This window comes from Sphingomonas sp. (assembly GCF_023266535.1).
GTDB lineage: Bacteria > Pseudomonadota > Alphaproteobacteria > Sphingomonadales > Sphingomonadaceae > Sphingomicrobium.
In genome coordinates this window covers 1-26,300 of the sequence record NZ_JAHFPY010000037.1, presented here as the reverse complement: position 1 = coordinate 26,300, position 26,300 = coordinate 1, and the positions used below count along the sequence as shown (strand labels likewise).

At 61.3% G+C, this 26,300-nt stretch carries 30 protein-coding genes; 26 read left to right on the top strand and 4 right to left on the bottom strand.

Annotation, left to right across the window (positions count from 1 at the left end; genetic code table 11):
* The first annotated feature begins 34 nt into the window (after positions 1–34).
* The 25 genes from Q0C64_RS07465 (at position 35) to Q0C64_RS07345 (ending at position 23,015) form a co-directional block, all read left to right on the top strand.
* The gene (locus Q0C64_RS07465; protein WP_294122236.1) at positions 35–7,162 is read left to right on the top strand and encodes a LysM peptidoglycan-binding domain-containing protein; all 7,128 of its coding nucleotides are present in this window, start codon (positions 35–37) and stop codon (positions 7,160–7,162) included.
* 265 nt (positions 7,163–7,427) lie between these two features.
* Positions 7,428–7,841: an Imm70 family immunity protein gene (locus tag Q0C64_RS07460; protein ID WP_294122234.1), complete on the top strand. Its 414-nt coding sequence runs from the start codon at positions 7,428–7,430 to the stop codon at positions 7,839–7,841.
* A gap of 507 nt (positions 7,842–8,348) precedes the next feature.
* Entirely contained in the window at positions 8,349–9,044 is a 696-nt protein-coding gene (locus tag Q0C64_RS07455; protein WP_294122233.1) for a flagellar hook-basal body protein, read from the top strand.
* A gap of 17 nt (positions 9,045–9,061) precedes the next feature.
* The gene (locus Q0C64_RS07450) at positions 9,062–9,832 is read left to right on the top strand and encodes a flagellar hook basal-body protein (RefSeq protein ID WP_294122231.1); all 771 of its coding nucleotides are present in this window, start codon (positions 9,062–9,064) and stop codon (positions 9,830–9,832) included.
* A gap of 4 nt (positions 9,833–9,836) precedes the next feature.
* Positions 9,837–10,097: a hypothetical protein gene (locus Q0C64_RS07445; protein WP_294122228.1), complete on the top strand. Its 261-nt coding sequence runs from the start codon at positions 9,837–9,839 to the stop codon at positions 10,095–10,097.
* The gene (locus Q0C64_RS07440) at positions 10,090–10,656 is read left to right on the top strand and encodes a flagellar basal body L-ring protein FlgH (protein ID WP_294122226.1); all 567 of its coding nucleotides are present in this window, start codon (positions 10,090–10,092) and stop codon (positions 10,654–10,656) included. The genes Q0C64_RS07445 and Q0C64_RS07440 overlap by 8 nt, the downstream gene beginning before the upstream one ends.
* An 11-nt stretch (positions 10,657–10,667) precedes the next feature.
* On the top strand, positions 10,668–11,768 hold the full coding sequence (locus Q0C64_RS07435) for a flagellar basal body P-ring protein FlgI (protein ID WP_294122223.1): 1,101 nt from the start codon (positions 10,668–10,670) through the stop codon (positions 11,766–11,768).
* An 8-nt stretch (positions 11,769–11,776) separates the two neighbouring features.
* Positions 11,777–12,121 (top strand): hypothetical protein, encoded by a 345-nt coding sequence (locus tag Q0C64_RS07430; RefSeq protein ID WP_294122221.1) that lies wholly within the window; start codon positions 11,777–11,779, stop codon positions 12,119–12,121.
* Complete coding sequence (gene flgC, locus Q0C64_RS07425) at positions 12,121–12,546, top strand: flagellar basal body rod protein FlgC (RefSeq protein ID WP_294122218.1); 426 nt, start codon at positions 12,121–12,123, stop codon at positions 12,544–12,546. Before Q0C64_RS07430 ends, flgC begins: the two co-directional genes overlap by 1 nt.
* On the top strand, positions 12,543–12,854 hold the full coding sequence (locus tag Q0C64_RS07420; protein ID WP_294122216.1) for a flagellar hook-basal body complex protein FliE: 312 nt from the start codon (positions 12,543–12,545) through the stop codon (positions 12,852–12,854). The genes flgC and Q0C64_RS07420 overlap by 4 nt, the downstream gene beginning before the upstream one ends.
* A gap of 6 nt (positions 12,855–12,860) precedes the next feature.
* Entirely contained in the window at positions 12,861–14,063 is a 1,203-nt protein-coding gene (gene fliF, locus Q0C64_RS07415; protein WP_294122213.1) for a flagellar basal-body MS-ring/collar protein FliF, read from the top strand.
* Positions 14,060–14,401, top strand: coding sequence for a hypothetical protein (locus Q0C64_RS07410; RefSeq protein ID WP_294122210.1), 342 nt, complete (start codon positions 14,060–14,062; stop codon positions 14,399–14,401). The genes fliF and Q0C64_RS07410 overlap by 4 nt, the downstream gene beginning before the upstream one ends.
* Positions 14,398–15,045 (top strand): hypothetical protein, encoded by a 648-nt coding sequence (locus Q0C64_RS07405; RefSeq protein WP_294122208.1) that lies wholly within the window; start codon positions 14,398–14,400, stop codon positions 15,043–15,045. The genes Q0C64_RS07410 and Q0C64_RS07405 overlap by 4 nt, the downstream gene beginning before the upstream one ends.
* The gene (locus Q0C64_RS07400) at positions 15,039–16,358 is read left to right on the top strand and encodes a FliI/YscN family ATPase (RefSeq protein WP_294122205.1); all 1,320 of its coding nucleotides are present in this window, start codon (positions 15,039–15,041) and stop codon (positions 16,356–16,358) included. The genes Q0C64_RS07405 and Q0C64_RS07400 overlap by 7 nt, the downstream gene beginning before the upstream one ends.
* Positions 16,351–16,803, top strand: a complete 453-nt coding sequence (locus tag Q0C64_RS07395) for a hypothetical protein (RefSeq protein ID WP_294122203.1) — start codon at positions 16,351–16,353, stop codon at positions 16,801–16,803. Before Q0C64_RS07400 ends, Q0C64_RS07395 begins: the two co-directional genes overlap by 8 nt.
* Complete coding sequence (locus Q0C64_RS07390; protein ID WP_294122202.1) at positions 16,800–17,531, top strand: hypothetical protein; 732 nt, start codon at positions 16,800–16,802, stop codon at positions 17,529–17,531. Before Q0C64_RS07395 ends, Q0C64_RS07390 begins: the two co-directional genes overlap by 4 nt.
* The gene (locus tag Q0C64_RS07385; RefSeq protein ID WP_294122200.1) at positions 17,531–17,974 is read left to right on the top strand and encodes a flagellar hook capping FlgD N-terminal domain-containing protein; all 444 of its coding nucleotides are present in this window, start codon (positions 17,531–17,533) and stop codon (positions 17,972–17,974) included. Before Q0C64_RS07390 ends, Q0C64_RS07385 begins: the two co-directional genes overlap by 1 nt.
* Positions 17,975–17,976: 2 nt before the next feature.
* Positions 17,977–19,158, top strand: coding sequence for a flagellar hook-basal body complex protein (locus tag Q0C64_RS07380; protein WP_294122199.1), 1,182 nt, complete (start codon positions 17,977–17,979; stop codon positions 19,156–19,158).
* Positions 19,159–19,185: 27 nt separating this feature from the next.
* Positions 19,186–19,953, top strand: coding sequence for a FliM/FliN family flagellar motor C-terminal domain-containing protein (locus Q0C64_RS07375; protein WP_294122198.1), 768 nt, complete (start codon positions 19,186–19,188; stop codon positions 19,951–19,953).
* Positions 19,950–20,237: a FliM/FliN family flagellar motor switch protein gene (locus Q0C64_RS07370; RefSeq protein ID WP_294122197.1), complete on the top strand. Its 288-nt coding sequence runs from the start codon at positions 19,950–19,952 to the stop codon at positions 20,235–20,237. The genes Q0C64_RS07375 and Q0C64_RS07370 overlap by 4 nt, the downstream gene beginning before the upstream one ends.
* The gene (locus Q0C64_RS07365; protein WP_294122195.1) at positions 20,234–20,629 is read left to right on the top strand and encodes a hypothetical protein; all 396 of its coding nucleotides are present in this window, start codon (positions 20,234–20,236) and stop codon (positions 20,627–20,629) included. The genes Q0C64_RS07370 and Q0C64_RS07365 overlap by 4 nt, the downstream gene beginning before the upstream one ends.
* Entirely contained in the window at positions 20,626–21,342 is a 717-nt protein-coding gene (gene fliP, locus Q0C64_RS07360) for a flagellar type III secretion system pore protein FliP (protein WP_294122194.1), read from the top strand. Before Q0C64_RS07365 ends, fliP begins: the two co-directional genes overlap by 4 nt.
* A gap of 2 nt (positions 21,343–21,344) precedes the next feature.
* Complete coding sequence (locus Q0C64_RS07355; protein ID WP_294122192.1) at positions 21,345–22,082, top strand: sigma-70 family RNA polymerase sigma factor; 738 nt, start codon at positions 21,345–21,347, stop codon at positions 22,080–22,082.
* Positions 22,079–22,660, top strand: coding sequence for a hypothetical protein (locus tag Q0C64_RS07350; protein ID WP_294122190.1), 582 nt, complete (start codon positions 22,079–22,081; stop codon positions 22,658–22,660). The genes Q0C64_RS07355 and Q0C64_RS07350 overlap by 4 nt, the downstream gene beginning before the upstream one ends.
* Before the next feature lie 19 nt (positions 22,661–22,679).
* A complete protein-coding gene (locus Q0C64_RS07345) occupies positions 22,680–23,015 on the top strand; it encodes a hypothetical protein (protein ID WP_294122188.1) in 336 nt (111 codons plus the stop codon).
* Positions 23,016–23,125: 110 nt separating this feature from the next.
* On the opposite strand, the gene Q0C64_RS07340 is transcribed toward Q0C64_RS07345, so the two are convergent.
* Positions 23,126–23,620, bottom strand: a complete 495-nt coding sequence (locus tag Q0C64_RS07340) for a hypothetical protein (protein ID WP_294122186.1) — start codon at positions 23,618–23,620, stop codon at positions 23,126–23,128.
* A gap of 78 nt (positions 23,621–23,698) precedes the next feature.
* Between Q0C64_RS07340 and Q0C64_RS07335 the strand changes: the two genes are divergently transcribed.
* On the top strand, positions 23,699–23,920 hold the full coding sequence (locus Q0C64_RS07335) for a helix-turn-helix transcriptional regulator (RefSeq protein ID WP_366004475.1): 222 nt from the start codon (positions 23,699–23,701) through the stop codon (positions 23,918–23,920).
* 9 nt (positions 23,921–23,929) lie between these two features.
* On the opposite strand, the gene terL is transcribed toward Q0C64_RS07335, so the two are convergent.
* From terL to Q0C64_RS07320, 3 genes are all read right to left on the bottom strand, one after another.
* Positions 23,930–25,357: a phage terminase large subunit gene (gene terL, locus Q0C64_RS07330; protein WP_294122183.1), complete on the bottom strand. Its 1,428-nt coding sequence runs from the start codon at positions 25,355–25,357 to the stop codon at positions 23,930–23,932.
* A gap of 77 nt (positions 25,358–25,434) precedes the next feature.
* Positions 25,435–25,854: a DUF5681 domain-containing protein gene (locus Q0C64_RS07325; protein WP_294122180.1), complete on the bottom strand. Its 420-nt coding sequence runs from the start codon at positions 25,852–25,854 to the stop codon at positions 25,435–25,437.
* On the bottom strand, positions 25,851–26,300 hold a 450-nt coding region (locus Q0C64_RS07320; RefSeq protein ID WP_294122177.1), incomplete at its 5' end, for a site-specific DNA-methyltransferase. The genes Q0C64_RS07320 and Q0C64_RS07325, both read right to left, overlap by 4 nt.

Genomic DNA, 26,300 nt, shown 5'->3' with positions numbered 1-26,300 from the left:
CCGCTCGACCACCAGCCTGCCGGCCAAGGCGACCATGGACAGCTGGGTTACCAGCAATGCCAGCGCCGCCAACGACCGCGCGACCCGCTTCTATTATGATGGCTCGGGCGAGCTTCGCTACACCATCGATGGCGAGGGCTTTGCGGCCCAGGTCGACGTCGATGCCGAGGGGCGGGTGACCAAGACCACCCGCTGGTCCAATGCGATTACGGTCGGCGACTCAACCACCATCGACAATGTCACCAGCCTGCTTGCCGCAGGCGGCGGGATCAAGGTCGAGACGCTGACCGCTTATGATGCGCTGGGCCGGGTTGATACGGTGACCGACGCCGAAGGCAGCATCACGCGGTTCACCTACGGCGCCAATGGCCTCACCAGTGACCAGACGATCGCCTGGGGGACCAATGACGCGGCCACCGCCCATTATGTTTATGACGGGGCTGGGCGGGTGATCGAGACCCATGGCGCCTATGGGTCGCCGGAAGTCGCGATCGTCCGCCAAAGCTATGACGGCCTCGGCAATGTGCTGACGGTGACCGACGCCAACAACAAGGTCACCAGCTTCACCTATGATCATCTTGGCCAGGTGCTGACCCAGACGGATGCGCTCTCCGGGGTCGTTACCTACCAATATGACGGGTTCGGCCAGGCGGTGAAGGTCACCGACAAGCTTGGGCGTTCGAGCTTCAGCTATTATGACAAGCTCGGCCGCCTGATCTCGGTGCGTGATGCCGAGGATTATGTCACCGAGACCAGCTACACCGCGTTCAGCCAGGTGCTGAACGTCACCCGGCGCTACAACAAGGCGACCGGGACCGCGGTAGTTGGAACGCTTCCCACGGTTACTGCCGACGCCAAGGACGCGGTCACATCGTTCGAATATGACAAGCGCGGCCTCACCACCAAGGCGACCGATGCCGAAGGCTATTATGAGCAATATACGCTCAATGCCTTTGGCGACCGGACCAGCGTTCTTGGCAAGCTCGGCGGGAGCATCACCAACGCCTATGACCGGCGCGGGCTGCTCACTTCCGAGATCCTGCCGATGGCGGCGATGCGCGCCGACGGCACGACCCAGGCTTCAACCGTCACCAACAAGTTCGAATATGACGCGCGCGGCAACCGCACCAGGATGATCGAGGCGTTCGGCCTCACCGAGCAGCGCACCACCAACTACGTGTACGACAAGGTCAACCGGCTGACCTCAAAGACCCTGGATGCGGTCTCAACCGTCTCCTACAGCGACTTTACCTCGACCACCGCGGTGACGGTCACCACGTCGACCGGCGTCATCCCGACCGAGAGCTATGTTTACGATGCCGCCGGGCGGTTGAAGCAAGTCACCGACGCTTATGGCGGGCGCACCGTCAGCTTCTACGACGACCTTGGCCGCAAGACCGATGAGGTCGGTCCTCTGGGAACGATGACCCATTGGACCTATGACGCCAATGGCAACATGCTGACGGCGCGGGTCTATGGCGATGCGGTGACGGTGCCGCTGGCCACCGCGACCGCCCCGCCGGCGCCGATCAACGCCAGCAACTATCGCGAAACCGTCTACACTTACGACAACCTCAGCCGGTTGAAGACTACGTCCATCGCCAGCGTGCTGGTCGGCACGTGGAATGGCACCAGCGGGGTGGCTCCGACCACCGTGACCATCACCAGCTCGATCGATTATGACGCCAATGGCAACGTCATCCGGACGACCGACGCCAACGGCAATGCGGCCTACTCCTATTATGACAAGCTCGGCCGCAAGACGGTCCAGGCCGATCAGGAAAATTACCTCACCAGCTGGTCCTATGACGCGGAAGGCAATGTCCTTGGCGAGACCCGATTCGCCACCAAATATGTGGGAACGCCTTCGCTCGGCGGAACCCCGCCGACGGTCGCGGCGGACGCCACCAACGACCGCACCACCAGCTTCACCTATGACCGGAACGGCAACCGGCTGACCGAGAGCAGGGCGAGCGTCAAGATCGCCACGGTCAACACCACTAATGGCGCCATCACCGAAACCACCGTCGCTTCGACCATCACCTACACCTACAACGGCCTCGGCCAGGTGCTGACCAAGCAGGAAGCGGCCGGCGATACGGTCGCCTACACCTATGATGCGACCGGTAGGCTCACCAAGGAGAGCCGCGCTTCCTATGGCGATCAGACCTTGACGACGGTGACGCCGACGGTCGACTATCTCTATAACGGTCTCAACAACCTCGCCCGCACCCGTCAGGGCGGGGCGACCGCGGTCGCGGGTGATCGCATCACCACCTATGCCTATGGTGCGGGTGGCCGTCTCGCCTCGGTCACTGACCCAGCGGGCGGCACCCACTCTTATGATTATGACGCCGCCGGCAATATCGTTCGCGACAGCTACACCAGGGTGAAGTCCGATGGCACCACCCAGCTCAACGAGGGCATCCTCTACCGCCGTGACCTGCTTGGTCGGGTGGTGGGTCAAGCGATCGCCACCAAGGTCAGCGCTACCAGCTGGACCCGCGGCGATGGCCAGAACACGGCGTACAACGTCTATGGCGACGTCTCGCAGCGCGGCATTAACGGCCTATGGCAGGAGACGTTCAGCTATAACAACCGCGGCCTCTTGGAGAAAACCAACTCGGGCGACGGGGTGTGGCGGTTCTTTGTCTACGACGCCAATGGCAACAAGACGCTGACCATCGAGGATGAGAATTACACCGCCCAGGATCTCTCGACCAAAACCATCAGCCAGGTGCTCGGCTACCTCGGCGCCACCGCCGGCGCGACGTTCGTCGATGGGCTTAACGCCTCGATCGCCACCTATGACAAGCGCGGTCAGGCGCTGTCGTCGATCCTCACCCAGCGCGAACTGAGCGCCACCGGCGGCAAGGTCTCGATCACCGCCAGCCAGACCTACAACGCGTTCGGCGAGACCGCGTCCCAGACCGACGCGCGCGGCTACACCACCGATCTCACCTACAACACGATGGGCCGGCTCATCCAGAAGCAGCTGCCCGCAGTAAACTGGACTAGCGTAGGCGGGACGGTCACCAGCGCGCGGCCGACGCTGCTATACTATTATGACGCCTCGGGCCGTCTGGTCGCCAGCAAGGACGCCAATAACAACCTCACCAGCCGCACTTTGCTCGCCGGCTCTGGCTTTGGCGAGGCCGAAGCGCTGGTCACCGCCGAATATCATGTCGATGGCGGCATCGCCCGTACGATGTACGACGTGTTCGGCGACGCGCGGATCCTAAGGAACGAGCTCAATGTCGACGAGACCCACGTTTACGATACCATGGGCCGTTTGATCACGCAGACCCACCGCGGCGGCCTGGTCGATAATTTTACCTATGATCTGCTCGGCCAGCGGATCACGCACTGGAACAGCTTCTACGGTTCAGGAACCAAGGAAACCACCGATTACGACCTGCAGGGTCGGGTCGTAAGCACCAAGGATTTCGCCGCCGACCTTACCACCAACAGCTATACTTGGTCGGCCAGCATCGCGACCGCGCTCGGCACCACCGGCGGCTGGACGCAGACCACCACCTCGCTCGGCAAGACCAAGTCCGAGACCAGCGACATTTTCGGAAACGTCACCACAGAGACCGACACCGGGGCCCACACCGAGACCAACACCTATGACAAGGCCGGCCGCCTCACCAACGTCTCGGGGTCGAACGGCACTTACACGACCACCCTGGTCCACAGCTATTTCAACACCGGCCTCGTCAGCCAGACGGTCGACACCGCCGGGACCGGCCTCAACACCATCACCGGTACCTTCGCCTATGACGCCAACGGCAACCGGACGGCCGAGAAATATTCCGGTACAGTCTACAAGAGCGTCAGCGACGCCAGCTGGAACAGCTATGTCTCCAGTGCCCAGACGCTGCAAGACGCGACGGTCACCTATGACGCGCTGGGGCGCCTGACTGACCTGACGAGCACCAGCTCGACGGGCACCACCACCCTCCATCAGGAGTATGACCTCAACAGCAACATCCGGAGGACCCAGGCCACTTCACCCAACCTCGTCGCTGGCGGAAGCTTATCGACCGACAAATGGTTCGACTATGATGCCATGAACCGGATGGTTGCCGCGAACGGATTTAGCAGCGGCACCGCCATCATGATCAGTGCCGACACTGACGGCACCTATATGTCGTATGACCTTGCCGGCAATCGCAAGACCGAGACGCGTCGCGTTTCAGAATATGAGGCGGAGATTCATCACACTTATTACTTCAACTACAGCGAGCAATTCACCTACGATAACGACGGCAATCTTACGTCGACCTACGATGAAGAAACCGGATACACCGCAACCACGACGCGGAACCTCGCGGGTCGCGTCACGGCCTACACGGAGAAGGATTCCCTCAACAACTTCCTCCAGAACCGCTACAGCATCACCTACAACGCGCGCGGCCAGGTCACCTATGACGAGACCAGTCAGAAGAAGGGCACCGACACCTTCCTCAACAAGGTCACCAACACCTACGACGCGGTGACCGGCATGCTGACCTCGACTGTCAGCGACAATTACAAGAATGGTTCGGATTCGGGTGCGCTCGATACGTCGCTGACCAACAGCTACGCCTGGTACGACACCGGCAAGACTCTGCACACCGATTACGACCGCGACACCGGCTCCTCGTCGAACAGCATCTATACCTCCGACTACATCTACGACGGGCTCGGCCGGCTACAGCGGACCAAGATCAATGATGGCATCAACCGGACGGTCCATTTCGCGATGACCGCCGACGAGCAGATCCTGCTGCGTGACGTCAACAATTCTGGGCCCAACGACCCCGAGGACCATCATGTCTTTGTCAGCGGCCGGCAGGTCGCCGAATATACCAGCGACGACAAGAAGAATATCGACAATATCAACTACAAGCAGTCGATCGATGACCACATGTCGACTGCCTCGGGCAGCAGCAAATTCTATCACGGTGGCGCCTCGGTCGCCGGCGCGGAGGTCGGCACGTCGACCTTCACGCCGCTGAACCCGATCACCGCCGGTACCGGCCAGAACGCCAGTCGCTACGTCGTCCAGTCGGGCGACACGCTGCAGGGCATTGCCGCCTCTCTGTGGGGCGATTCCAGCCTCTGGTACAAGCTGGCGGAGAGCAACGGCCTCGGCGCCAATTCCGCGCTGGTTGAGGGGCAGACGCTCAGCGTCCCGGTCGGCGTGGTCAAGAGCAGCAACAACGCCGCGACCTTCAACCCCTACGACACCGCTCGGGCGACCGGCGATCTCAGCCCCACCACCAACAAACCGCCGAAGAAGAACAAGTGCGGCATGTTCGGACAGCTCCTAATCGTCGTCGTAGCGGTGGCGGTGACGGCTATTACTGCTGGCGCAGCAGCGGCGGCACTCGGCCCGGCGTCCGGCATTTTGAGCGGCCTTGGCGCGCTCGCCAGCGGCTCAATGGGCGCCCTGGGCGTCGCGATCGGCGCTGGTGCTGCGGCGATTGGTTCGGCGGTAAGCCAGGGCGTTGGCATAGCCGCTGGCATCCAGGACAGCTTTAGCTGGAAGGCCGTCGCACTGGCGGGCATTGCCGGTGGCGTGACTGCGGGGGTGAATGCCTCCGGCGTGTTCAGCTCCATCACCAGCACCGCGCTTCGGGCCGGTGTGAGCGCCGCCGCATCCAGCGCGATATCGCAGGGCATTGGTGTTGTTACCGGGCTTCAGAAAAAGTTTGATTGGGCCGGCGTTGCAGCGGCCGGCGTCGCGGCAGGCGTAAGCGCGGGCATTGGCAAGGCGATTGGAGCCAAGCCCTATATCGACAGCAGAAGCATCGCGAATTTCGGCGTCAACACGGTCGCGGATATGGCCGGATCAATCGCCAATGCGGCTACGCGCAGCGTGATCAATGGCAGTGATTTCGGCGATAATTTGCTGGCCGGACTGCCGGATGTAATCGGCAATACGATTGGCAACATACTTGTCTACGGGGGGCGGCACGCCGCCTCGCAACAGCCAGCGCCTCGAGCAGCAGCGCCACTTAGTGGGACGGCCGTGGAGGCGCCGGGAAGCACGGGTCAAACTGCTGAACCGACGCCGGAGTCCACGGGCGATGAGCAGGAAATCGTTGTTACAGGTACGAGGACCAAAACGAGAATGCGTGGCTTTGCCGCAGCCTATCACACATATCTGTATGGCCAGAAGGCCTCATCGGCGGCGTCCGTGTCTCGCCCGCTAGCGGCCGTGATCTATGCTGATGGTCCGAGGGCAGGCGAAAAGATCGTTCCTGTTGACCCTGCCGTTTGGGTCGACCCCTATCACATGAAAGGTGACGATGGCCTCGACTACTTCGGTCGGTATGGGATAAATCTGGAGACCGGGGAACAGCACTGGCAGGATTTTGTCAGCGAGGATGCTTGGAACCGAGCACAAATCGACTACGCGCTCGAAGCAGGAGGCGAGGCGCTAGTCGGAATTGGCAGTGATGTAGTCGGAGGCCTCTATGACGTGGGAAGGAGTCTCGTTGGCGCCGGGATTGCTACCGGCAAGTTCGTAATCGATGCCAATTTGGCGCCTTATGATGCCAATGCAAATGCGAGGACAGGGGCTCGAATAGACGCGATCGGCGCTACATTGTCAGACCTATGGGATAATCCTGATAAGGTCCTGGCAATCGTTGCCGAACCCTATCGCCAAATGTTCGAAGAAGGCAGGATTAGGGGCTACACGTCAATGGTTGCGGGCGAGGCGCTTGGCGCATTCGTGGGCCCAACCGCAAGCTATTCGCCAACGATAAGATCATTCGACTTCGCGGTCGAAGGCGGGATGCCGAGTCACTTGGCCGCGGGCGTTGCTGATGAAGCCGCCTGGATGGCCGAAATGGGATTCGACAACAGCAGCAAGGCCCTCTGGCGGCCGAGTGCCGCTGAAATTGATAGCCAACTCTTCCAAGACATTGTGGGCACAGCGAAATATACGCCTGGCGGAAAGCCTGTCGGCACTATATTCGATGCGATTGACGGTGGATTCTTTGAGCGCAAGAGCGGATCGAGCACGCTGAATTCCAGCTATCAGTTGCGGTTACAGACGTATCGCTCGGTATCAACAGGAACGGACTTTACACTTTCCACAGCCCGTCCCATCAATCCGACATTCAACCAGTGGCTGAACCGCTGGGGCGTCAACGTGACAAAATGAACAATTAGGAGAATCTTGTGAAGCATGATTTCGCCAGGCCGGTACCGCGAGCGACGCGACCGGACGCCGAGGTTGGGAATCAAATCCATCTATTGAAGAGCGCCTCCCATTTGCACGCTACTTACCAAATCCGGCTATTGCTCTTCAGGGCGATTCAGGAAGGGAAAACTCTAGTTTTGAATGTTCGCCAGCAATGTGAGTTCTACGATGACTTGTCGTCGCTCATCAGTGAAAATCCCGCACACATCCAGATCGTGAGGCGATAGTGGGTCTTTATTTGACGATTTTTGATGGTGACGAAGAACTCGATGGAGTTGAGATCGGTTCTTATGCGGATTTCGCCTTCTTTCGGGAAGCGGTCGTGGCAGCACTTGAGGGAGGTAGAGTTGGAAGCCGTTTTCCCACGCTAATATTGCATCCCGATAATGATGGCGAATGGAATTCTACCGATGCTATCAAACTGGAGCGCGAGTTGACGGAGATTGCTAGCGAATTTCAAAACTATCCGCCCGTAACCCTTCCAGCGGGATGGAAAACGGAGGTCGCTAAGTCGGCTAAAATTGAAGCAGCAACATTTTATGATTGTTTCTTCGATATTGATGGAGTTCCTTTGCTGCAACGGCTTATTGATCTAGCAAGACTCAGCCAAGAGAGAGACCTGCCCATATTATTTCAATAGGATTGGGATTACGGTGACAGGTGGAATTAGATTACGGTGACAGTTTACTAAATGCACTAATTCCCGCGTCTCCCAAATCCTGATCTCCCGCCTCGATCAGCTGCCGACGACGTCAAGCAAAAATCGCTGTCCTACAGAACCTATCTGGTTCATAGGCCGTCGCCAAAATTGGAGGACGGCTGATGGCGGCACGGGCTGGGCAGGACATGACGATCGAGGAATTCGACGCCTGGGTCGAAGCCCGGCGCAGCGTGGCCGAGGGAAGGCGTGCGCGGAGGAGGGCGGGCCCTCGCGACGTGAACTTTATGAACATTTGGCCACGGTTCACGCCCGTTAACCAAAACTGTGGCTCGGATGCATCAGTCCAACCCCGATCAAATTCTCTCTACGTGCAGAGGGAGAAATTGAACGGAACCAATTCCAAAAAATAAAGTGGCGAAAGAATCCAGCTTGCGAATCAGTCGGCTCCCCGACCATTAACCATCCCGCCGAAAGTTTGGGGGTGGAATGGCCGACTTGATCGAGTCGGCGCGAGCGATCCTGAGTGTTTCCGAACGTCGAATGGAGGCGACGGCCAACAACGTCGCCAACCTGACGACTCCAGGTTTCAAATCACAAAAACTCTATTCCGACGCCGTTTCGGAAGCGAGCACGCTTGCGCCCAGCACAGTTGAGAAGAGCCGCGTCGACCTGACACAGGGCAAGCTTTCCAAGACCGGAAATCCGTACGATCTCGCCATCGGCGGGGCGGGTTTTTTCCGCCTCGCCGGCGCCAACGGAAACATCGTCTATTCGCGGCAGGGCCAGTTCCACCGCGACGGCGACGGGCGGCTGGTCAACGCCCAGGGTATGGCGGTGCAGGGTGCCGACGGGGACATCGTGCTGCCCTTCGCCAATGCTCAAATCCTCGGCGACGGCACCGTCCTCCAGGACGGCGCGGCGGTCGGCAGGATCGCCTTGTTCCAGCCCGGCGACGGTGTCGAGACGCGTGCCCTCGGTGGATCCTTTTTCGCTCTGTCGGACGCTGAGGAGGTCAAGGAAGTGCAGCTTCACCAGGGCATGGTCGAAACGTCCAACGTCGCGCTGGCCGACGAGATGGTCGCGATGATGGAAGCGATGCGCAACGCCGAAGGCGGCGCGAAGCTCGTTCAAACTTACGACGATCTGATCGGCCGAGCGATCACCACCTTCGGGCAACGATAGGAGCAGGCGGGAAAACTATGAGCGGTGCATTCCAGATCGCGGCCATCGGGCTCGACGCGCAGCAGAAGGCGCTCGACACCATCGCCAACAACATCTCCAACATCAACACCACGGCGTTCAAGCGGACCGAAGTGCGCTTCTCCGAAGTGCTGGCCTCGCAGCCGGTCGACGGCGCCACGCCGGCGAGCGCGCTTTCGGGTGAGGTGTCGAACGCCGGCGTCGAATCCGATGCGCTCTATCTCCTCAATGAGCAGGGCCGGATCGACTCCACCGGCAACCCAACCGATCTCGCCATCAATGGCGCCGGCTTCATCGAGCTGATGGGCCCCGGCGGCCAAACCCTGCTGTGGCGTGGTGGCGGCCTGAAGGTAGGGACCGAAGGCCAGCTGATGACCGCATCTGGACTTGAGCTCAAAGCCGCGATCTCGATCCCGACCGACGCCAAGGCGATCGAGATCGGCTCCGACGGTGTGGTCCGTGCCAAGACCAGCGCTGACGAAATCGTCGAGATTGGCCAGATCATGCTGGTCAAGGTCGACGACCCCGCCTCGGTCGAGCGGATGGACGGCGGCCTTTACCGGGCGCTCGACAGCGCGCGGCTGGACGAAGCCAAGCCCGGCGAAGATGGTGCTGGCCTCATACTCCAGGGCTCGCTCGAGCGCTCGACCGTCGAGCTCAATGAAGAAATGGTCCAACTCCTGATGGTCCAGCGCGCCTATGCCGCCAATGCCCAGGTGGTCCAGGCCGCGGACCAGTTCATGGGTCTCGCCAACGGGCTTCGCCGCTAAGCCAATGATCGCGCTCACCGCCTTTCTGCTTGCCGCCGTTCCGGCCGCGCCCGTGGATTCGGGCGATTCCTCGCCGGTGGCGACAGCCATATCGAGGGGGGACCGTTTGACGCTCGTGTCTCACGTCGGGCCGATTACAATCGAACGGCCGGTGACCGCGCTCCAGGGCGCGCGGCCGCAGGACCGGCGCATCTTCGTGCGCACCGACGATGGCGAAGTCTTCGCCGCGACCATCGACGTGCGGGAAAGCGCATCGAATGACTAGGTGGCTTTGCCTTGCCCTGCTCGGCCTGGCCTCGGCCGGCCGGGCCGACAATCTTTACCAGGATCCAAGCTGGTCGGCGATGACGGCGGATCGCCGCGCCTCGGCAATCGGCGACATACTGACAATCAATATTTTCCAGGCTGCCGAGGCTACCAATTCGGCCCAGAACAACTCGCGCAAGGCGACCGATCTGTCCGGCTCGATCTCGGGCGGGCATCTCTCCGAAAGCGGCGAACTCCAGTTTGGCGGCGGCTATGCGGGTCGCGGCGAAGTGCGCCGCAGCGAGCGCTTCGTCACCCAAATGTCCCTGACCGTTCAAGCGGTTCTGCCCAACGGCGACCTGGTCGTTGGCGGCGATCAATGGCTCCGCATCAACGGCGAGCGAACCCGCGTCGCGGTTAAGGGCCGAGTGCGGACCGCCGACATCGCCAGCGACAACAGCGTCCTTTCCAGCCGAATCGCGGACGCCGAGATCGACTATGACGGGAAGGGCTTCGTTTCGCGTAGCGCCAAGCCCGGCATCATCAACAAGATCTTCAGTTTCCTGGGGCTGACTTGATGCGGCACCTAGTGCTTGCCCTGCTTATCGCCCTGATCGGCGTGTCCGCCCCGGCCGCCGCGCAACAGGTGCCGCTCTCTGCGATCGGCCGGTTTGACGGCTGGCGAGAGAATTCGCTAATTGGCTATGGGTTGGTGACCGGCCTGGCCGGATCAGGCGATACCCGCCGTAACGCAGTCACTCAGCAGGCATTGAAAAATGTCCTGAGCCGGCTCGGAACGAGCGTCACGGAAGATCAGATTTCGAGCCGCAACGTTGCGGTGGTGATCGTCATCGCCAAGCTTCCGGCGTCAGCCAACGTCGGCGACAAGCTTGACGTCACTGTCTCGTCGATCGGCGATGCGCGGAGCCTTGCCGGCGGAGCGCTTTTGATGACGCCGCTGATGGCGCCCGACCAGCGGGTTTATGCTCTCGCCCAAGGGCCGATCGTCACTGGAGGGCATAGCTTTGAATCCGATTTGAACAGCCAGCAACGCAACTATCCGACGACGGCGGTATTGCAAGGCGGAGCCACGGTCGAGCGCTCGGTCGACGCTTCGATCGTCGGTGCTAATGGCACCATCAATTTCCTGCTGGCCGAGCCCAATTTTTCGACCGCCAGCCGTATCGCCAATGCGATCAACAACCGCTTCGGCGCCAATGTCGCGGTCGCCCGAAACGCCGATGAAGTTCGGATCGCATATCAAGGCGGATCCAACGACCTCGCCTCCTTCGCCGCCGAAATCCAGTCGCTCATGATCGAGCCGGAGCATGAAGCGCGGGTCGTCATCAACGAGCGAACCGGAACGGTGGTCGCCGGCGGCGACGTGATGATCTCGAGCGTGGTGATCAGTCAGGGCGATGTGCGCGTCACCGTCACCGGCGATCGCTATGCCTCGCAGCCAAGCTTCATCGATGGTTTCGCCCGCGACATACGCAGCCTCACGGTCACCAATACGAGGCTCGATGTCAGCGAAGATCAAGGCGATGCCGTCGTTCGTCTTCCCAACACCAGTGTCGCCGACCTGGTCGAGGCCTTGTCCAGGGCCAGGGTCAATACCAGGCGAATGATCGCCATCCTCCAGGCGGTCAAAGCCGCCGGCGCTCTCCACGCCGAACTCATCGTCCAATAGGAGCCATCATGGATAGCAGCATCTCAGCGATTATTACGAAAGCGCTCGATGGCCTCACGCTTCGCGCCGAGGCGACCGCGCAAAATATCGCCAATGCCAATAGCCCCAATTACCGGCCGGTCCGGGTCAGCTTCGAGGAGGAGCTCGCCTCGGCCGCCAAGGGAGGCGAACTTTCCATCCGCGCGGTCGAGCCCAAACTCAACGAGGCCGCGGCCGCAGGGACTTCAGCACAGAACCGGATCGACCTTGAGCTGGCGACGGCCTCCGAGACGGCCCAGCGATTTGGCGCGCTGGTCGATGTCCTCAGCCGTGAGCTTTCATTGCAGCGAACTTTGATCCGGGGAGGCCAATAATGGAGGCGATGGCGATCAGCCGGACCGGCATGGATATTGAGTGGCAGCGACTTCAGGTCATTGCCCAGAACCTTGCCAATGCCAACACTAGCCGCACCGCTTCAGGCGGCGCCTACCGGCCCTTAAGGCTCCTCTCGGGCCCTAAGGGAGGCTTTGCTTCGCTAATGAACAGTAGCGCGCCAACCGCTTTAGCTGGGGTGCAAAGCCTCGGTCTGGAGGAAGAGCCGGGCTCGGTGCGCCGGGTCCATGATCCCAAGCATCCCCATGCCGATGCGCAAGGCTTTGTGACTTATCCTGATATCGACCGGGCCGGCGAAATGACGCTGATGATCCAGACGAGCCGCGCCTATGAAGCCAATCTGGTTGCCCTCAACCTCGCCCACCAAATGTATTCGAAAGCGCTGGAGCTGGGACGGCAGTCATGAGCGCCATTCCTCCCATCGCGCCGGTCGGCGCCGGCATGATCCCCTCGGTTTCGCCGCTATCTTCATTGGCGCCCGCCCAATCCGCCGGCACCAGCTTTGGCGACCTCCTGGCACATGGGCTCCAAACGATGGAGACCAAGCTTTCGAAAGCCGACGAGCTGGTGAAACGCTTTGCCGTCGATGACAGCGTGCCGGTTCACCAGGTGACCTTTGCGCTTGAAGAAGCGCGCCTTTCAGTTGAGCTTGCGATGCAGGTGAGGGCGCGGATCACCGAAGCTTACCGCGACCTCATGAACATGCAGCTTTAACGCGTCATGGCCACATCCTCCCATCTGATCACCTCGGGCCAGGCAAAGCAGATAAGGCTCATCGGCCTTATCCTCCTGCCTGTGCTTGCACTTCTTGCCGCGGGCTATTTCCTGTTCCTTCGCACCGATTACGCACCGCTGGCCTCGGGGCTGAGACCCGCCGAAGCCAATGCGATCGTCGCCGAGCTCAAGAAGCAGGAAATTCCCTATCGGTTGGCATCGGGAGGAGGTACGATCCTCGTTCCCGCCGGCCAGGCCGACGAACTTCGCCTGGCGGTCCAGAGCGGCTCGGTCAGCGAACCCGGCTCGGTCGGATTCGAGCTCTTCAACGAATCTGACATGGGGCTCACCGACTTTGCCCAGAAGATCAATTACCAGCGAGCGCTCCAGGGCGAATTGGCTCGGACCATCATGGAAATGGACGGGATTGCCCATGCCAGGGTCCACCTAGCCCTTCCCGAACGCTCGTTATTCCGCGCCAGCCGGAGCGAAGCGCGCGCGGCGGTCACCATCATTCCCAAGCCCGGGATACTGATCGACGAACAGCGGGTCGAGGGCATCCGGCGGCTAGTTGCCTCGACCGTTACCGACCTCAAGATTGAAAATGTCGCGGTCTTAAACCAGCGCGGTGAGCTCATGACCGCCCAGCCGATCAGCGCGCCCGACCGGATGGCAGCCGCCACCAAGCTCGAGCGGGCCTATGCCGAGCGGATAGGAGGGGCCATTTCGACCGTTGCCCCCGACCTTAACTTCGATGTCAAAGTCACCACCTCGCCTTCGGTCCCCGATGGCGAGGATGGAGCGGTTCCTGACCTCAAGTCTGCGAACCAACGCAATTATGCGGTGAGGATCGAACTCTTTACGCCAAGGCCGGTCCCGGCTTCGCTCCAGGCGGGGCTCGAGCAGGCGATCACAAGGTCGGTGGGAGTGACCGCGGCAGCCGGCGACGATGTCCAATTCCTGATCGAGCCGCAGGTGCCGGCGCCGGCGCTTGTGCCCCCGAGCGCCGTCGAGGCCGCGGCTTCGCGCCAGCCCGACCCATCTCCGGCGGCAATGCTAAACGGGAATATCATCGCTCTCGCGGCGCTCGGCGCCATGGCAATCGCCGGCTTTATGATGCTCCTGGCGGTCCGCCGCCGCCGGCTCGTTCACCGCGAGGAGCTCTATGTTCGACTTCGCGACCAGCTGCTCATCGAGCAAAGCGTATGAAGCGCGCCTCGCCGGCCCTCGTTGACCTCGTCCTCGAGCTTCACCAGCTCGGGGCCGGCGACCGCAAGGCAATTCTCCAAAGGCTGGAGGATGAGGAGAAGAAACTGATCCTTGCCCAGCTGGGCCGGATCAAGAAGCGGCCCGAAACAAGCTTCGATGCGCTCGCCAGCCTCTCGCCCTGGCTGGCCGAAAGCCTGGCGGCGGCGAGGAACGGAGCGCCCAGTTTGACGCCGGCGACCCGTGAAGCGCTGCTTGATGCCGAGCGGCTGCTTCCGGCCGAGGCCGGGCCCAAGGTTCCGTTTTCGTGGCGCTCGAAAAAGCGGAAGGCGATCGCATGAGCCTGATCAAGGCGGCCCATGCGGAAGTCTTACTCCGCCCGCCCGGTGGCGAGCAAGGCGGTGCTGGTGCGGCGCCCATCGAGCGGGCGGCCGATCCGGCCATCCTGCTTGGACAGCGCATCGCCGAGCTCGAAGAAGAGCTCGACCTATTGAAGAGCGGTATTGGCGGTCGGCTCGAAAAGGCGCGGGCTGAAGGCCTTGAAGCAGGGCGTAAGCAGCGAGATGAAAAATCCGCCGAGCGCCTCGCGCTTATCGGCGACGGGATCGAAAACGCGCTTGCTGCCTGGGAAGCTAAGCTTAGCTCGACCGGCCAGCTCGCCATCTTGATTGCCAAGGGTGCGCTTGGCCGTTTGATCGGCAATCCCGAATGGCGAAGCGAGCTTATCGTCGGCTCGATCGAGAAGCGCATTGCCGCGACGGACAAGGCGGCCATCGTCAGGGTTAGGGTCAGCGGTGTCGATTTTTCCGCAGACGAAATCACCGCCCTTGGATCCACCGCGGGAGCTCAGGTCGAAGCCGACCCGAAGCTTCGTTCAGGCGAGTGCCTGGTCGACCTTCATATGGGCCATGAGGAATTGGGGGTGGGCGCCCAATGGGACCGATTGGCCAAGCTGCTCGATGAGCTTGCGACTGCCGCATGCTGACACAAGACCAATTGCTCGAACGGCTGGACACGGTTGAGCTCGCGCCGGCGCAGGGGCGGGTCATCTCGATCGCCTCGCATATGGTGGAAGCCGATGGGCCCGCCGGGACAATCGGCCAACTTTGCGAAATCTTGGGCGAAGGGCCGCCTACCTTAAGCGAAATCATCGCCGTCGAGCCCGGCCGATTGCTTTTGAGCCCGTTCGGACCGGTCGAGGGGATCAGCGTCGGATCGAGAGTGGTTGCAACGGGCAAGGGCGCCACTGCACCGGCAGGTGGAGATTTTGCCGGGCGCGCGATCGACGCGCTCGGCCGGCCGATCGATCAATTAGGGCCGCTCCTCGGCGCCCGGCCCTGGCCCATCCATGGTGACCTTCCGCCACCGCTCGACCGCGAGGCGCCGACCCAGCCGCTTTTGACCGGCATCAGGTCGATCGACGCTTTGCTCTCGCTCGGTCGCGGCCAACGGATCGGGATTTTCGCCGCTAGCGGCGTCGGCAAGACCAGCCTCATTGAGCAGATCGCATTTCAGACCGAGGCCGACCAGGTAATTTGCTGCCTGGTCGGCGAGCGCGGCCGCGAGGTTGAAAGCCTGTGGCGGTCGATTCAAAAGCGTGAAGACAAACAGCGCTTCACCATCGTCGCTGCGACCTCGGACGAAAGCGCGCCGTCACGCGCGCGGGCGCCGCTTCAAGCGTTGGCGCTCGCCGAATATTGGCGCGCCCAGGGCCGCCATGTCCTTATCATCATCGATTCAGTCACTCGTCTCGCCATGGCCCAGCGTGAGATCGGCCTTGCCGCCGGCGCCCCGCCGACCTTGCGGGCCTATACGCCCAATGTTTTCGCCGCGCTTCCCCGCCTGGTCGAGCGCTGCGGCGCGGTTCGGGGCGGCGGCGCAATCAGCGCGGTGATGACGGTCCTAAGCGAAACCGACGAGGTCGACGATCCCATCGTTGAGGTGATGAAGTCGCTCTTGGATGGGCATATCATCCTCTCACGGAGCCTCGCCGAGCAGTCGCTGTTTCCGGCGATCGACGTGGTCAAGAGCGTAAGCCGCGGGCTCGAGCGGCGCACGCCCACCTCGCACCGCAAGCTCATCGCCGAAGCCATTCGCCTGATGAGCGCCTGGAACGAGGCGAGGGTGCTGATCGAATCTGGCGCTTACAAGAACGGGTCCGACCCGCTGATCGACCGTGCGATCGCCCGGCGCGAACCGCTTCGCCAGTTCCTTGCTCAACCGCAGGATGAATATTGTCCCACCGAGCAAGGCGTTAAGCAGCTCGCTGATGCGCTTGGGGAGGCCCGTCATGGCTAAGGCCCAAGAGGTTCGAATGCTTGCAGAGTTGTCGGCCATTGCTGGAGTCCGGGAAGCGATCGCCCGGGCTGAATGGAACGAGGCGGAGAGCCACCGCCAGACCTGCGAGGATCAAGAGCGTGACGCTGGGCAACAAGCGCTCGATGCCTTTGAGGACTGGTCGGCATGCGTTGGCTCGTCATTGCTTGGGCCGGGTTCGATTCGCTCCGCAGCCGGCCGGGTCATCGCCGAAGAGCTGGCCCTGTCGGGCGCCAGGAAGCAGCACGAGGCGGCCGCGCGCGAAGCCGGCGAGAAAGGTTCAACCGCACGTCTCGCCAAAGCCGGGGCCGAGGCCGACACAAAGCGGCTGGCCAGGGCCCGGCGCCGCCACGAGGTGGTCCTGGATGAGGCGCGGATGAGCGAGCTTGACGATCTGATGCTGGCAAGGAGGCTTGGAAAGCGATGAGCATGAGAATTCCCCCGTCACCCCCGCTGCCGATACCGGTGCCGACATCACGATCAGCGGCCAGCGATGGCGGCATTCCGCGGTTCGGAAATCTGGTCCGCGAATTTGAAGGCGGACCCCCCGGGGCGACGGATTTCCTCGGTCAGCGAGCGGCCGGCGGCGGCGCGAATCTGTTCAACGCCGACGGTTTCTTCACCAAGCTCGAGCAGCACCTCGCTGAGGGGCCAGTGGAGCAGTCGGCATTTGCAGAAGTGCCGCATCCCCTGCCGCCAGGCGGCCCGGCGGAGGACGGACAGCCTCGGCCGGAAACGATCCCGGGCGAACCGACGGCGGATCACATGGCCGCCGTCCTAAAGAAGGCCCCGCGACACGTTCCTGAGCTTCCGCCCCAGGCGGCGGGACGTGACCACGGTAAGCAGCCGGCCGCCTCGCCGGCCGAACCGAGGGCCGTACCTGGCGAGAGTCCGCAGATCGGCGAAGAGGGCCCAGCCAAACCCACCCGTGCGCATAACCCGCCGGTCCGGCTCGACCTCGGCTCGACCCCGTTTCGTGCTTTCATCGACGGTGACTCGGTCCGCATCATCGGACCGGCCCGCTACCTCTCCGAGGCTGAGGAAGAAGCGCTTGCCACGGCCGTCGCTGAGCTGATGACAACTCATGACCTTGGCGTTGACGATCTTTGGTTCAACGGCCGCCGGATGATGCCCGGTCAGCCGGGAGTGGGCTGATGCAAGTCTCACCCATTTCCGACGCACAAACTGCGGCGCAGTCCCAATCCAGCTCGACCCAGCAGGCCGCGACCGACGCCTTCGGGCTCAGCTTTGAATCACTGTTGAAGATCATCCTGACGCAGCTGACCTACCAAGATCCTTTAAAGCCGATGGACAATTTCGAGTTCGTCTCCCAGCTCGCCCAATTCTCGCAGATCCAGATCGGCCAGACCGGGAATGACCGGCTCGAACAGATGGCGACCGCCCAAGCCAATGTGCAGGCGGCCAGCCTCCTCGGCCGGACGGTAGAGATCCCTGCGGGTTCGGCGACGCTGTCGGGCAAGGTGGTCGCGGTCACCTTTGACAATGGCGCGCCCAAGATCGCCATCAAGACCGCCCAGGACCAGACCATCAGCAATATCTCGATATCTGCCGTCACCAGCATCAAGGAAGGAAATTAGCCATGTTCGGTGCCATTTATATCGGCCTCTCGGGCCTAAACGCCTATTCGCGCGGGCTCCAGCAGGTGAGCGGCAACGTCTCCAACTTGAACAGCTCGGGCTTTAAGTCGTCGAACGTCAGCTTCACTGACATCGTCGGTTCGGCGAATAATGGCGGCCTCTCCTTGTCGGGCACTTCTTCCTCGCCTGGCGCCGGTGTCGAGCTTGGCGGAATTCAGCGCGATTTTACCCAAGGCGAACTTCGCCAGACGCAGCGCGACCTCGACCTTGCGATCGATGGTACTGGTTTCCTCGTTCTGACGCGGGGCGATGAGGTCTTCTACACCAGGACCGGAAGCTTCGAAGTCGATAAGGACGGCTTTATCGTCCTTGCCGGGACCGACTATAAACTTGCTACGCTCGACGGATCGGGCCGGGCGGTGACGCTCTCGATCGACGCTTCGCGGACCAGCCTTCCGGCCAAAACCACCACCATCAAATTCGCCGACAATCTGTCATCCACTGCCACCACCTATGGGCTAAGCGATATCAAGGTTTATGACGCGGTCGGCACTGCTCACACTTGGCAGGTGAAGTTCGATAAGCCCGCCGCCGGGGCGCCCGGCGAATGGACCGTCACCGTCACCGACGACAAGAATGTGACGATCGGAACTCAGACATTGAAGTTCAACGTCGGCGTGGTCGACCCGGCGACTTCCAAGCTGGTGTTCGACGATGCCGCCAACGGCCTATCGGTAACACTCGATTTTTCGTCGAACGTCACCTCTTTCTCTTCAGGGCAGGTCTCAACGCTCAGGACCTCATCGGTAGACGGCCAGGGTATCGGCACCATCACCAGCGTTACGGTGAATGCCGAGGGCGAGCTCGAGCTTGGCTATTCCAATCAGCAAAAACAGGTGCTCGGCGCCATCGCCATCGCCGATTTCCGCGACCCCCAGGCGCTCCAGGAACGGAGCGGCGGGCTTTATGCCGATAAGGGCGATGCTGGAAGAGAACTCATGTCGAGCGCGTCGGAGAAAGTCGGCCGGGTGGTGTCGCATCGGCTTGAAGCCTCCAACGTCGATCTGGCCAAGCAGTTTGGCGATTTGATCACCATCCAACGCGGCTACCAGGCCTCTTCCCAGATCATCAGCGTCGCCAACGATATGATCCAGCAGCTGTTCGGCATCCGTGGCCAGGGCTGAGGCGGATAAGGGACCGACGAGGAAGCGATGACCGCCACGAAACCCTGGCTCCCGGCAGGCGCGATGGATCCCGTTCATTTCGAGCGGGCCGTCCAGCAGCTCATCGGCGAATGGAGCAGCCACTGGTTTGCCAAAGCGAGCGCGAGCGTTCGCCCGCGCCTTCGCGAAGTGGGAGGGATGGCGCCGCGCTTTCCCAATTGGCGGAGCATTGACGGGCTTTGCGGCCTTGCCTTCGACGAAACCGGCCAGTTGGTGCTTGCCGAGGCGATGCTCGACCGCCAGGTTGCGGCCAATGCGGTGCAGAGCGCCGATCGGCCGCTGTTCGAGGATATAACGCTTCGCGCCCTCGACGATCTGGTCGAGCGCATCGCCGCGCTTGTCGGCCGTCCAACCGCTGCCCGCATCAACTGCGAGGCGCTTGGCCTCGGCGGCTCGATGATGTGGGAAATTAGCCTTCGCCGGAGCGGTACCTCCCTTCTGATGGCGATTGATAGGTCGGAGATGATCGCCTGGCGCAAACGGCTTGCGCCCGCCTCGATCCGGGGGAAGCTTACCGGCATTACCAGTGCGCTTGGGCCACAGTCGGTCGAGATCGATGCCGCCTTTGGCAAGGGCTCAATCACCTTGTCCGAGCTGGAGCAGCTCGCCCCAGGCGATGTCGTCCTGCTGGATGCAGCAAGCGGAGCCGTCGCGTTAAGGGCAGCCGGCCGGCCGACCGGGCTCAGCGGCACCATCGCGGCCGACGGGCCCAAAGCGACGATCAACCTCAAGGAACGAAAGAAGATGGCAAGGTGACGGACAAGAAGCAGCCAGTGAAGCTGGTTGGCGATGAGCTTGGCGCCGCCGGTGTCGATCCTGACCTCATCGGCTCGGTCGAGGTCGAGTTGGAAGCCGTCGTTGGGACCGCCAGGATGACGGTTGCCGAACTGATGAAGCTCGACAAAGGTTCGAGCGTGACCCTCGATGCGTCGCTAGAAAAGGATGTCGAGCTTCGTTTGAATGGGGTTGCTGTTGCTCGCGGCGAGCTGGTTGCGATCGGCGACCAATATGGCGTTCGGATCATCGACATCGCCCGATGATCTCGAGTGTCCAAATAAAGACGATTGCGGCGCTTGGTGCACTGATCGCGCCCGCTCCGCTCGCTGCCCAGCAATTGGGGGGAGGCGGCTCGCCCGACGTCTCTATCGTGCGCATCGTCGGAGCGCTCATCCTCTGTCTGGTGATGGCCCTGCTCGCCATCCTCTATTTGAAGCATCGCGCCGGCGGGCGGACCCCCCTTTTCATTCGCCGACTGGTCCAGGCCGAACCCTTGATCGATGTGCGCGAAGTTCGCCGCCTTACCGTCCAACACAGCATCTCGCTCATCCGCTTTCGCGACGAAGAATATCTGCTGCTTTTGACCCCTGGTGACGGCCAGGTCTTGAGCAAGGAAAAAGTCGAGCCGCAGGCTAGCGAAGGAGCCTCATCATGAGGCTCGCCTATCTGACCCCTATTGGACTTGGCCTGGTTTTGCTTGTCGCAGCGCCCGCTTCGGCGGCGATCGTCCCCACCACCGCCGGCGCGCCGGAGATGGTCCGGACCGCGCTCTATCTCTCCATGCTCGCGTTCCTGCCGGCGATCGTCATTTGCATGACCAGCTTTGTGCGGACCGTGATCGTGCTCGCCATGGTTCGCCATGCCTTCGGCATGCCCGAAACCCCACCCAATGCGGTGCTGATCAGCCTCGCCCTTTTCCTCACTGCTTTCACCATGTCGCCGGTCATCTCCCGCATCAGCCAGGACGCCTACCAGCCCTATGTTGCGGGCCGCATCTCCACCGAACAGGCGCTTTCGAAGGGGAGCGCGCCGTTGCGCGACTTCATGCTGGCGCAGACCCGCGACAGCGACATTGAATCGATTTACGCCATCGCCAAGACGCCGGTCCCCAATACGCCGGAAGAGGTCGAGGTGATGAAGCTCGCCCCCGCCTTCCTTTTGAACGAGCTGAGGGTCTCCTTCACCATCGGCTTCATGATCTTACTGCCCTTTCTCATTATCGATTTGGTGATTTCGGCGATCCTCCTGTCCTTAGGTATGATGATGGTCCCACCGGCGACGATCTCGCTTCCGATCAAGCTCTTGATGTTCGTCCTGATCGACGGTTGGCGACTGGTCATCGAGGGAGTGCTTGGCAGCTTTCGATGAAGGTGGAGCGCTCCCGTGGCCTGAGGATCATCACCCGGCCCGAACGGGTCGAGGCCTTGCTCTGGGCGACGCTGAGGTTCGATAACAGGCAGGAGGCGCGCGAACCCTTGTTCCATTTGTACCGTCCCTACGCCCGCTCAATTGCCACCCGCCATTGGCGGCCCACGACCGATTGCAGCCTTACGTCTGATGCCGAGCAATGGGCCTATGAAGGCCTCCTTCAGGCGATCGACAGTTTCGATCCGCTGCGCGGGGCGCCGTTCCGTGGCTTTGCCCGCCGCCGGATCCTGGGCTCGATCCGCGACGGCTTTTCCCGGAATTCCGAGCTTGACGCCCAGCACAGCACCAGGCGCCGGCTTGAGCGTGAGCGATTGCAATCACTGAAAGAACAGGCGGAGGACGGTAAGGACGCGATCGAGCGGATTGCCGAGATCGCCGTCGGGCTCGCGGTCGGTCTGATGTTGTCCGAGACCAGACTGATTGCTGGCGACGACGATCCCGATCCTGGTGCAAGCGCCTATGATACTTTGGTCTGGCGCCAGACCCAGCAGCTACTGGCAAGAGCGGTGGAATTTCTGCCCGAACGGGAAGCCATGGTCATCGTCAACCATTACGAGCATGGCCTAAGCTTCACCCAAATCGCCGATTTGATCGGCGTATCGCGCGGGCGAGTGTCGCAGCTTCATCATTCGGCGCTCGGCAAGCTCAGAAAGAAGATCAGCAAGGAGAATTTGACGTGACCACCAATGAGCCTCGTTTGTGCGATGAACAGACTTTCGCGTCCCTGGTCGAGGCAATCCAGTCGGGCGCGGATGACGAGATGGCCCAGACTGACCGGCTGCTCGTTGAATATCCCGATGATGCGAGGTTGCACTTCTTGCGCGGATCTCTGCTCGCCGGTTTGGGCCGGCCAATCGAGGCCCTTCCGGCTTTGAGGAAATCGGTTGAGCTTGCTCCTGAGTTTGCCATCGCCCGCTTCCAGCTGGGCTTCTTCCTGTTGACGTCCGGCGATCCAGCCGAGGCGCTGTCCGTTTGGGGACCGCTCGCCTTGCTTCCCAGGGACCATTATCTTCGCACGTTCGTCGCTGGCCTTACCCACTTGATCCGTGACGAGTTCGGCGAAACGATCCGCCACCTCGAAGCTGGTATTGCCGCCAACCCGGAAAACCTTCCCCTCAACCGCGACATGCAGCTCATCATCGACGAAGTTCGTGGCCTTGAGGCCGGCGAAGCAGCGGGGACCGCGGCCGGCGACGACAGTATTTCGGCGGCGAGTTTTCTCCTCAACCAGTTCGGCGCCAAGCCGACGCAGCACTAGGGGCTTCTGGCACAGCATCATGACCGGTATCGGCAAAGTCGACCAGATTGTCCTCCAGCTGAGGGCGCAGCTGCAGCGGGCCGCCAAGAACCGCTCGCGTTCTTCGGCCGGTGCGAACCGGGCAAGCCCAGGACCGCTTCAGCGATTCAAGGCGATCGAAGGGTCCGATGCTTTTGGAGACGGCGACCTGCGGAAAAAATTCGTGCGCGCGCTCTTGACCGAAGAGCTGGGCGAGGAGCTGGCCAACCAGCCGGAATTTGAGCGCATCTCGAATGAGGTTTGGACGCTTATTGAAGGCGACGAAGCGCTTCGACCTCAGCTCGAAGAAGCGCTGCGACAACTCACGCGTGACTAGACCCCGCAACAGCAGGACACCGGATCTTATGTGAAACCGGGTTCGGGTCGCTCAAGGGTGGGTGCCGGGCCGCAATACGGCGGACCCCCATTTAGGGAAGATCGCACAGACTAAAAATCAATGCTGGGACGAAGATCGCCGATTAGGTCGTCGTAGCTTCGCGCGTAGTAGCTGAAGCTCGTCATTCCGCCGGTTGCATATTGCTGCAAGCGCACTGCTCCGTCGTCAAAGCACCAATAGATTGAGTCACCAGGCCCTCGCCTTCGCTCGGTCGATGGATTGACCAAGCACGGCTTCCCGTAGCGCTCGTCCAAAGCACCCCTGACCAAGCCAAAATATTGCGACGACACGAGCGCACCAATGTGGACCATCCGCCCTTGGCGAAATTGCACGACACCAAAGAGCGTCGATCGGCCCGCAAGTGATCGATCCGTTAAGGCGCACTCGCGCACGCCAGGAATCAAATGCTTCTTGCACGAGTTCACAATGCCGCGCTGAACAGCCTCCGCTTCCGTCGTTGCGACCGTCAAACCGCGAAATTCGAATGGTGCTGTGGTTGACGACGCTTGCAGAGCGATAAGCAAAGCGGTGAATGATGGCGACATCCGACTTCGTCCCCATATATGGCTAATACATATTATAGTTGATAAACTCCCTCGCTAGGGAAAGCCAAGAGTTTCTGCATGGATATGCGGAAACTCGTCGGCAGGAATGCGGAACATTTCCGACGTGCGCGCGGGATGACCCAGGAACAATTGTCAGCGGCGTCCGGGCTTAGCCAGCAATACATCAGCGATCTTGAGCGCGGTAAGCGGAACCCGACAGTGGTGACGCTCTACGAGCTCGCAGTCGCGCTTGGCGTTGAACCCGCCGACCTGATCAAACCGTCTCCAGCCAAGGCATAGGCGCTCTCCTCAGGAGAAGTAGTCGCAAGGATCGGGCGACCTAAGGATGATAGGTGGCGCGACTGCTCTTACCCGCCGAGGAAATGCTTTTCGTGACCAACTCAACAACTGGCTAAGGGCGTCGACCTGATCGTCATATCGGGCATTGGGAAAACCGAGCAGTTCGGCTTGGAAGGATGCTAGCCACGGCGCGTCAACTGGGAGCCACAGCTGACCGCTTTCAACCTGGGCGCTTACGCCTGCCACCCGCGACACTTTATCCGCTTCGGGCTTGCGACCAATCGGCCGGGGTACACCGCTGGGGCACTCTGACCTCAACGTCTGAAGTAGCTGCGTACCTGAAGCCGCGTCTTCAATCAGCAGGACGCTGGCATTGTGTTTGCGCGCCAGGCGAATGCATGCGGACTTTAGTGCTGGGAACGCTAGTCGCTCGCGAAAGACGTCGAGCAGCTTGATAGTCCCACGCTGGAGATGGGCCGTAACGCATGCCGAATAATCGCTAAACGTCCCGTCCTTGCTTGCGGTATCCCAGGATTGAACGATCTGGCCCGGCTCACCTCGCGGATCGAAGCCCCCGGCGAAGTATTTCAGCCATTCCGATTTGATGAGGTTGCCAGTCGCCGGAATGGGCTGCTGCAAATACTGAGCCGAGAAGTCGAAAGATCCCATGGTCAAACGAAGCTGGTCCAGGACAGCTTGAGACTCCCGCTCGGGATGGAGCAATTCCCCGGCCTTGCGATGGCGGATGCGTCCGCCTGGTAAGGGAATGGATTGATCTTCTTGCGCGATCGCCGGCAGCGACAGTTCAACCCAACCTCCTGCCTCCATCAGCATGCCAGCAAGGTCGTCCTGGTGGAGGCGCTGCATGACGACGATGGTGCCGCCACGTTCTTTATCGTCAAGGCGCGAGGACAGCGTCGACCGAAACCATTGGTTGACCGAATTTCGGGTGGTTTCCGAATGGGCTTCGTCCGGCTTGATTGGGTCATCGACGATGATGATTGAGCCCCCGCGCCCGGTCAGCGTTCCGGTGATTGATGTGGCAAGTCGGCCGCCTCCGACGGTGGTCTCGAAATCCCAGGTCGCGGATCGTTTGGGCGAGAGGTTCGTCGCCGGAAATAATGCGCGGTACCAATCGCTTTGGATCAGGGAGATGCAATCGCGCGCCATCTTGGCCGACAATTCATTAGAGTAGCTCACGCAGACGAAATTGAGCCGCGGGTCGCGGCCCAGCATCCACGCCACCCAAGCCACCGAAATGGTGATCGACTTCAGGTTTCGAGGCGGCATCGTAACCAGCAGATTTCGGGATTGGCCGGACGCCATGCGCCCGAGCTCATAAGCGATCGCATCGAGGTGCCAGTTCCAAGAGAGCGGTGCGCCGCCACGGATTGCTGGGAATGCCTTGCGCAGAAATGCGCAAAAATCGTGGCGCATCAGCCTACGGAGGAGGGCAACGGGATCGTCTATCCCCCTGCGCTCTAAGTCTCGATGGGTGACCAGGCGCGGACTGGTCAATCTTTACTCGGCGGGACTTGAGGTGCGCCCTCTGAGCATGCTGAATCGCCAATGTCAGCGTTCTTGATCAACTCGTCGAGGATCGCCTGATCGCCTGTAGACAGGGTTTGGCGTGCGGTCCCTCGATCCTCAGTGCCCAGGACCTGGAGGATGAGCTGCGACAAAGTTTGCGCCGCCCTTATGTCACCGGTCGCCGCCTTCGACGCCAAGGCGCGGACAAATAGGCGCTGACGTGTGTCGGTGACGGGATCGCCGTTGATGCGGATCGTCATGCGGCCTTCGAGCTCGGCCTTAAGATCGGTCTTGAGGCCGCGCGCCCCGTTCGGCCTGCCCCTCGAATTGCCGGACTGGCCGGGCTTGAACTGATGCTGTTTGGGCGGCTTCTTGTAGCCTACCGCATAGTCTTGAGAGCTCACTGGGCGGCCTCCATCCCAGCGAGGCGCTCGGCCGCGACTTCGTCGAACGTACGACCGTCGAGATGGTAAGGGACGAGCCCGGTGGCCAGCACCAATCGCTCGAGCGCCGTGTCCACATAGAGTGGATCAATCTCGATCGCAGCGCCTCGGCGACCAGTGTGATGCGCCGCCAGCAGGGTGCTGCCCGAACCAGCAAATGCATCCAGCACTAAATCGCCGCGGCTCGAACAATCGAGCAAGAGATCGGCGATCAAGGCCGTCGGCTTGACGGTCTCATGGGCTTCGAGATCCTGGTTGCGGCCCTTATAGAAACCGTTGGCCCCAGCGTATTCCAGGACGTTAGTGCGATAGCGACCGGTTTCACCCAGCTTGAAGTGGTTCTGATGGGGTTCGTGGCCGTGCTTGAACACCAAGATCAGCTCATGCTGGCTCCGATAGAAGGCGCC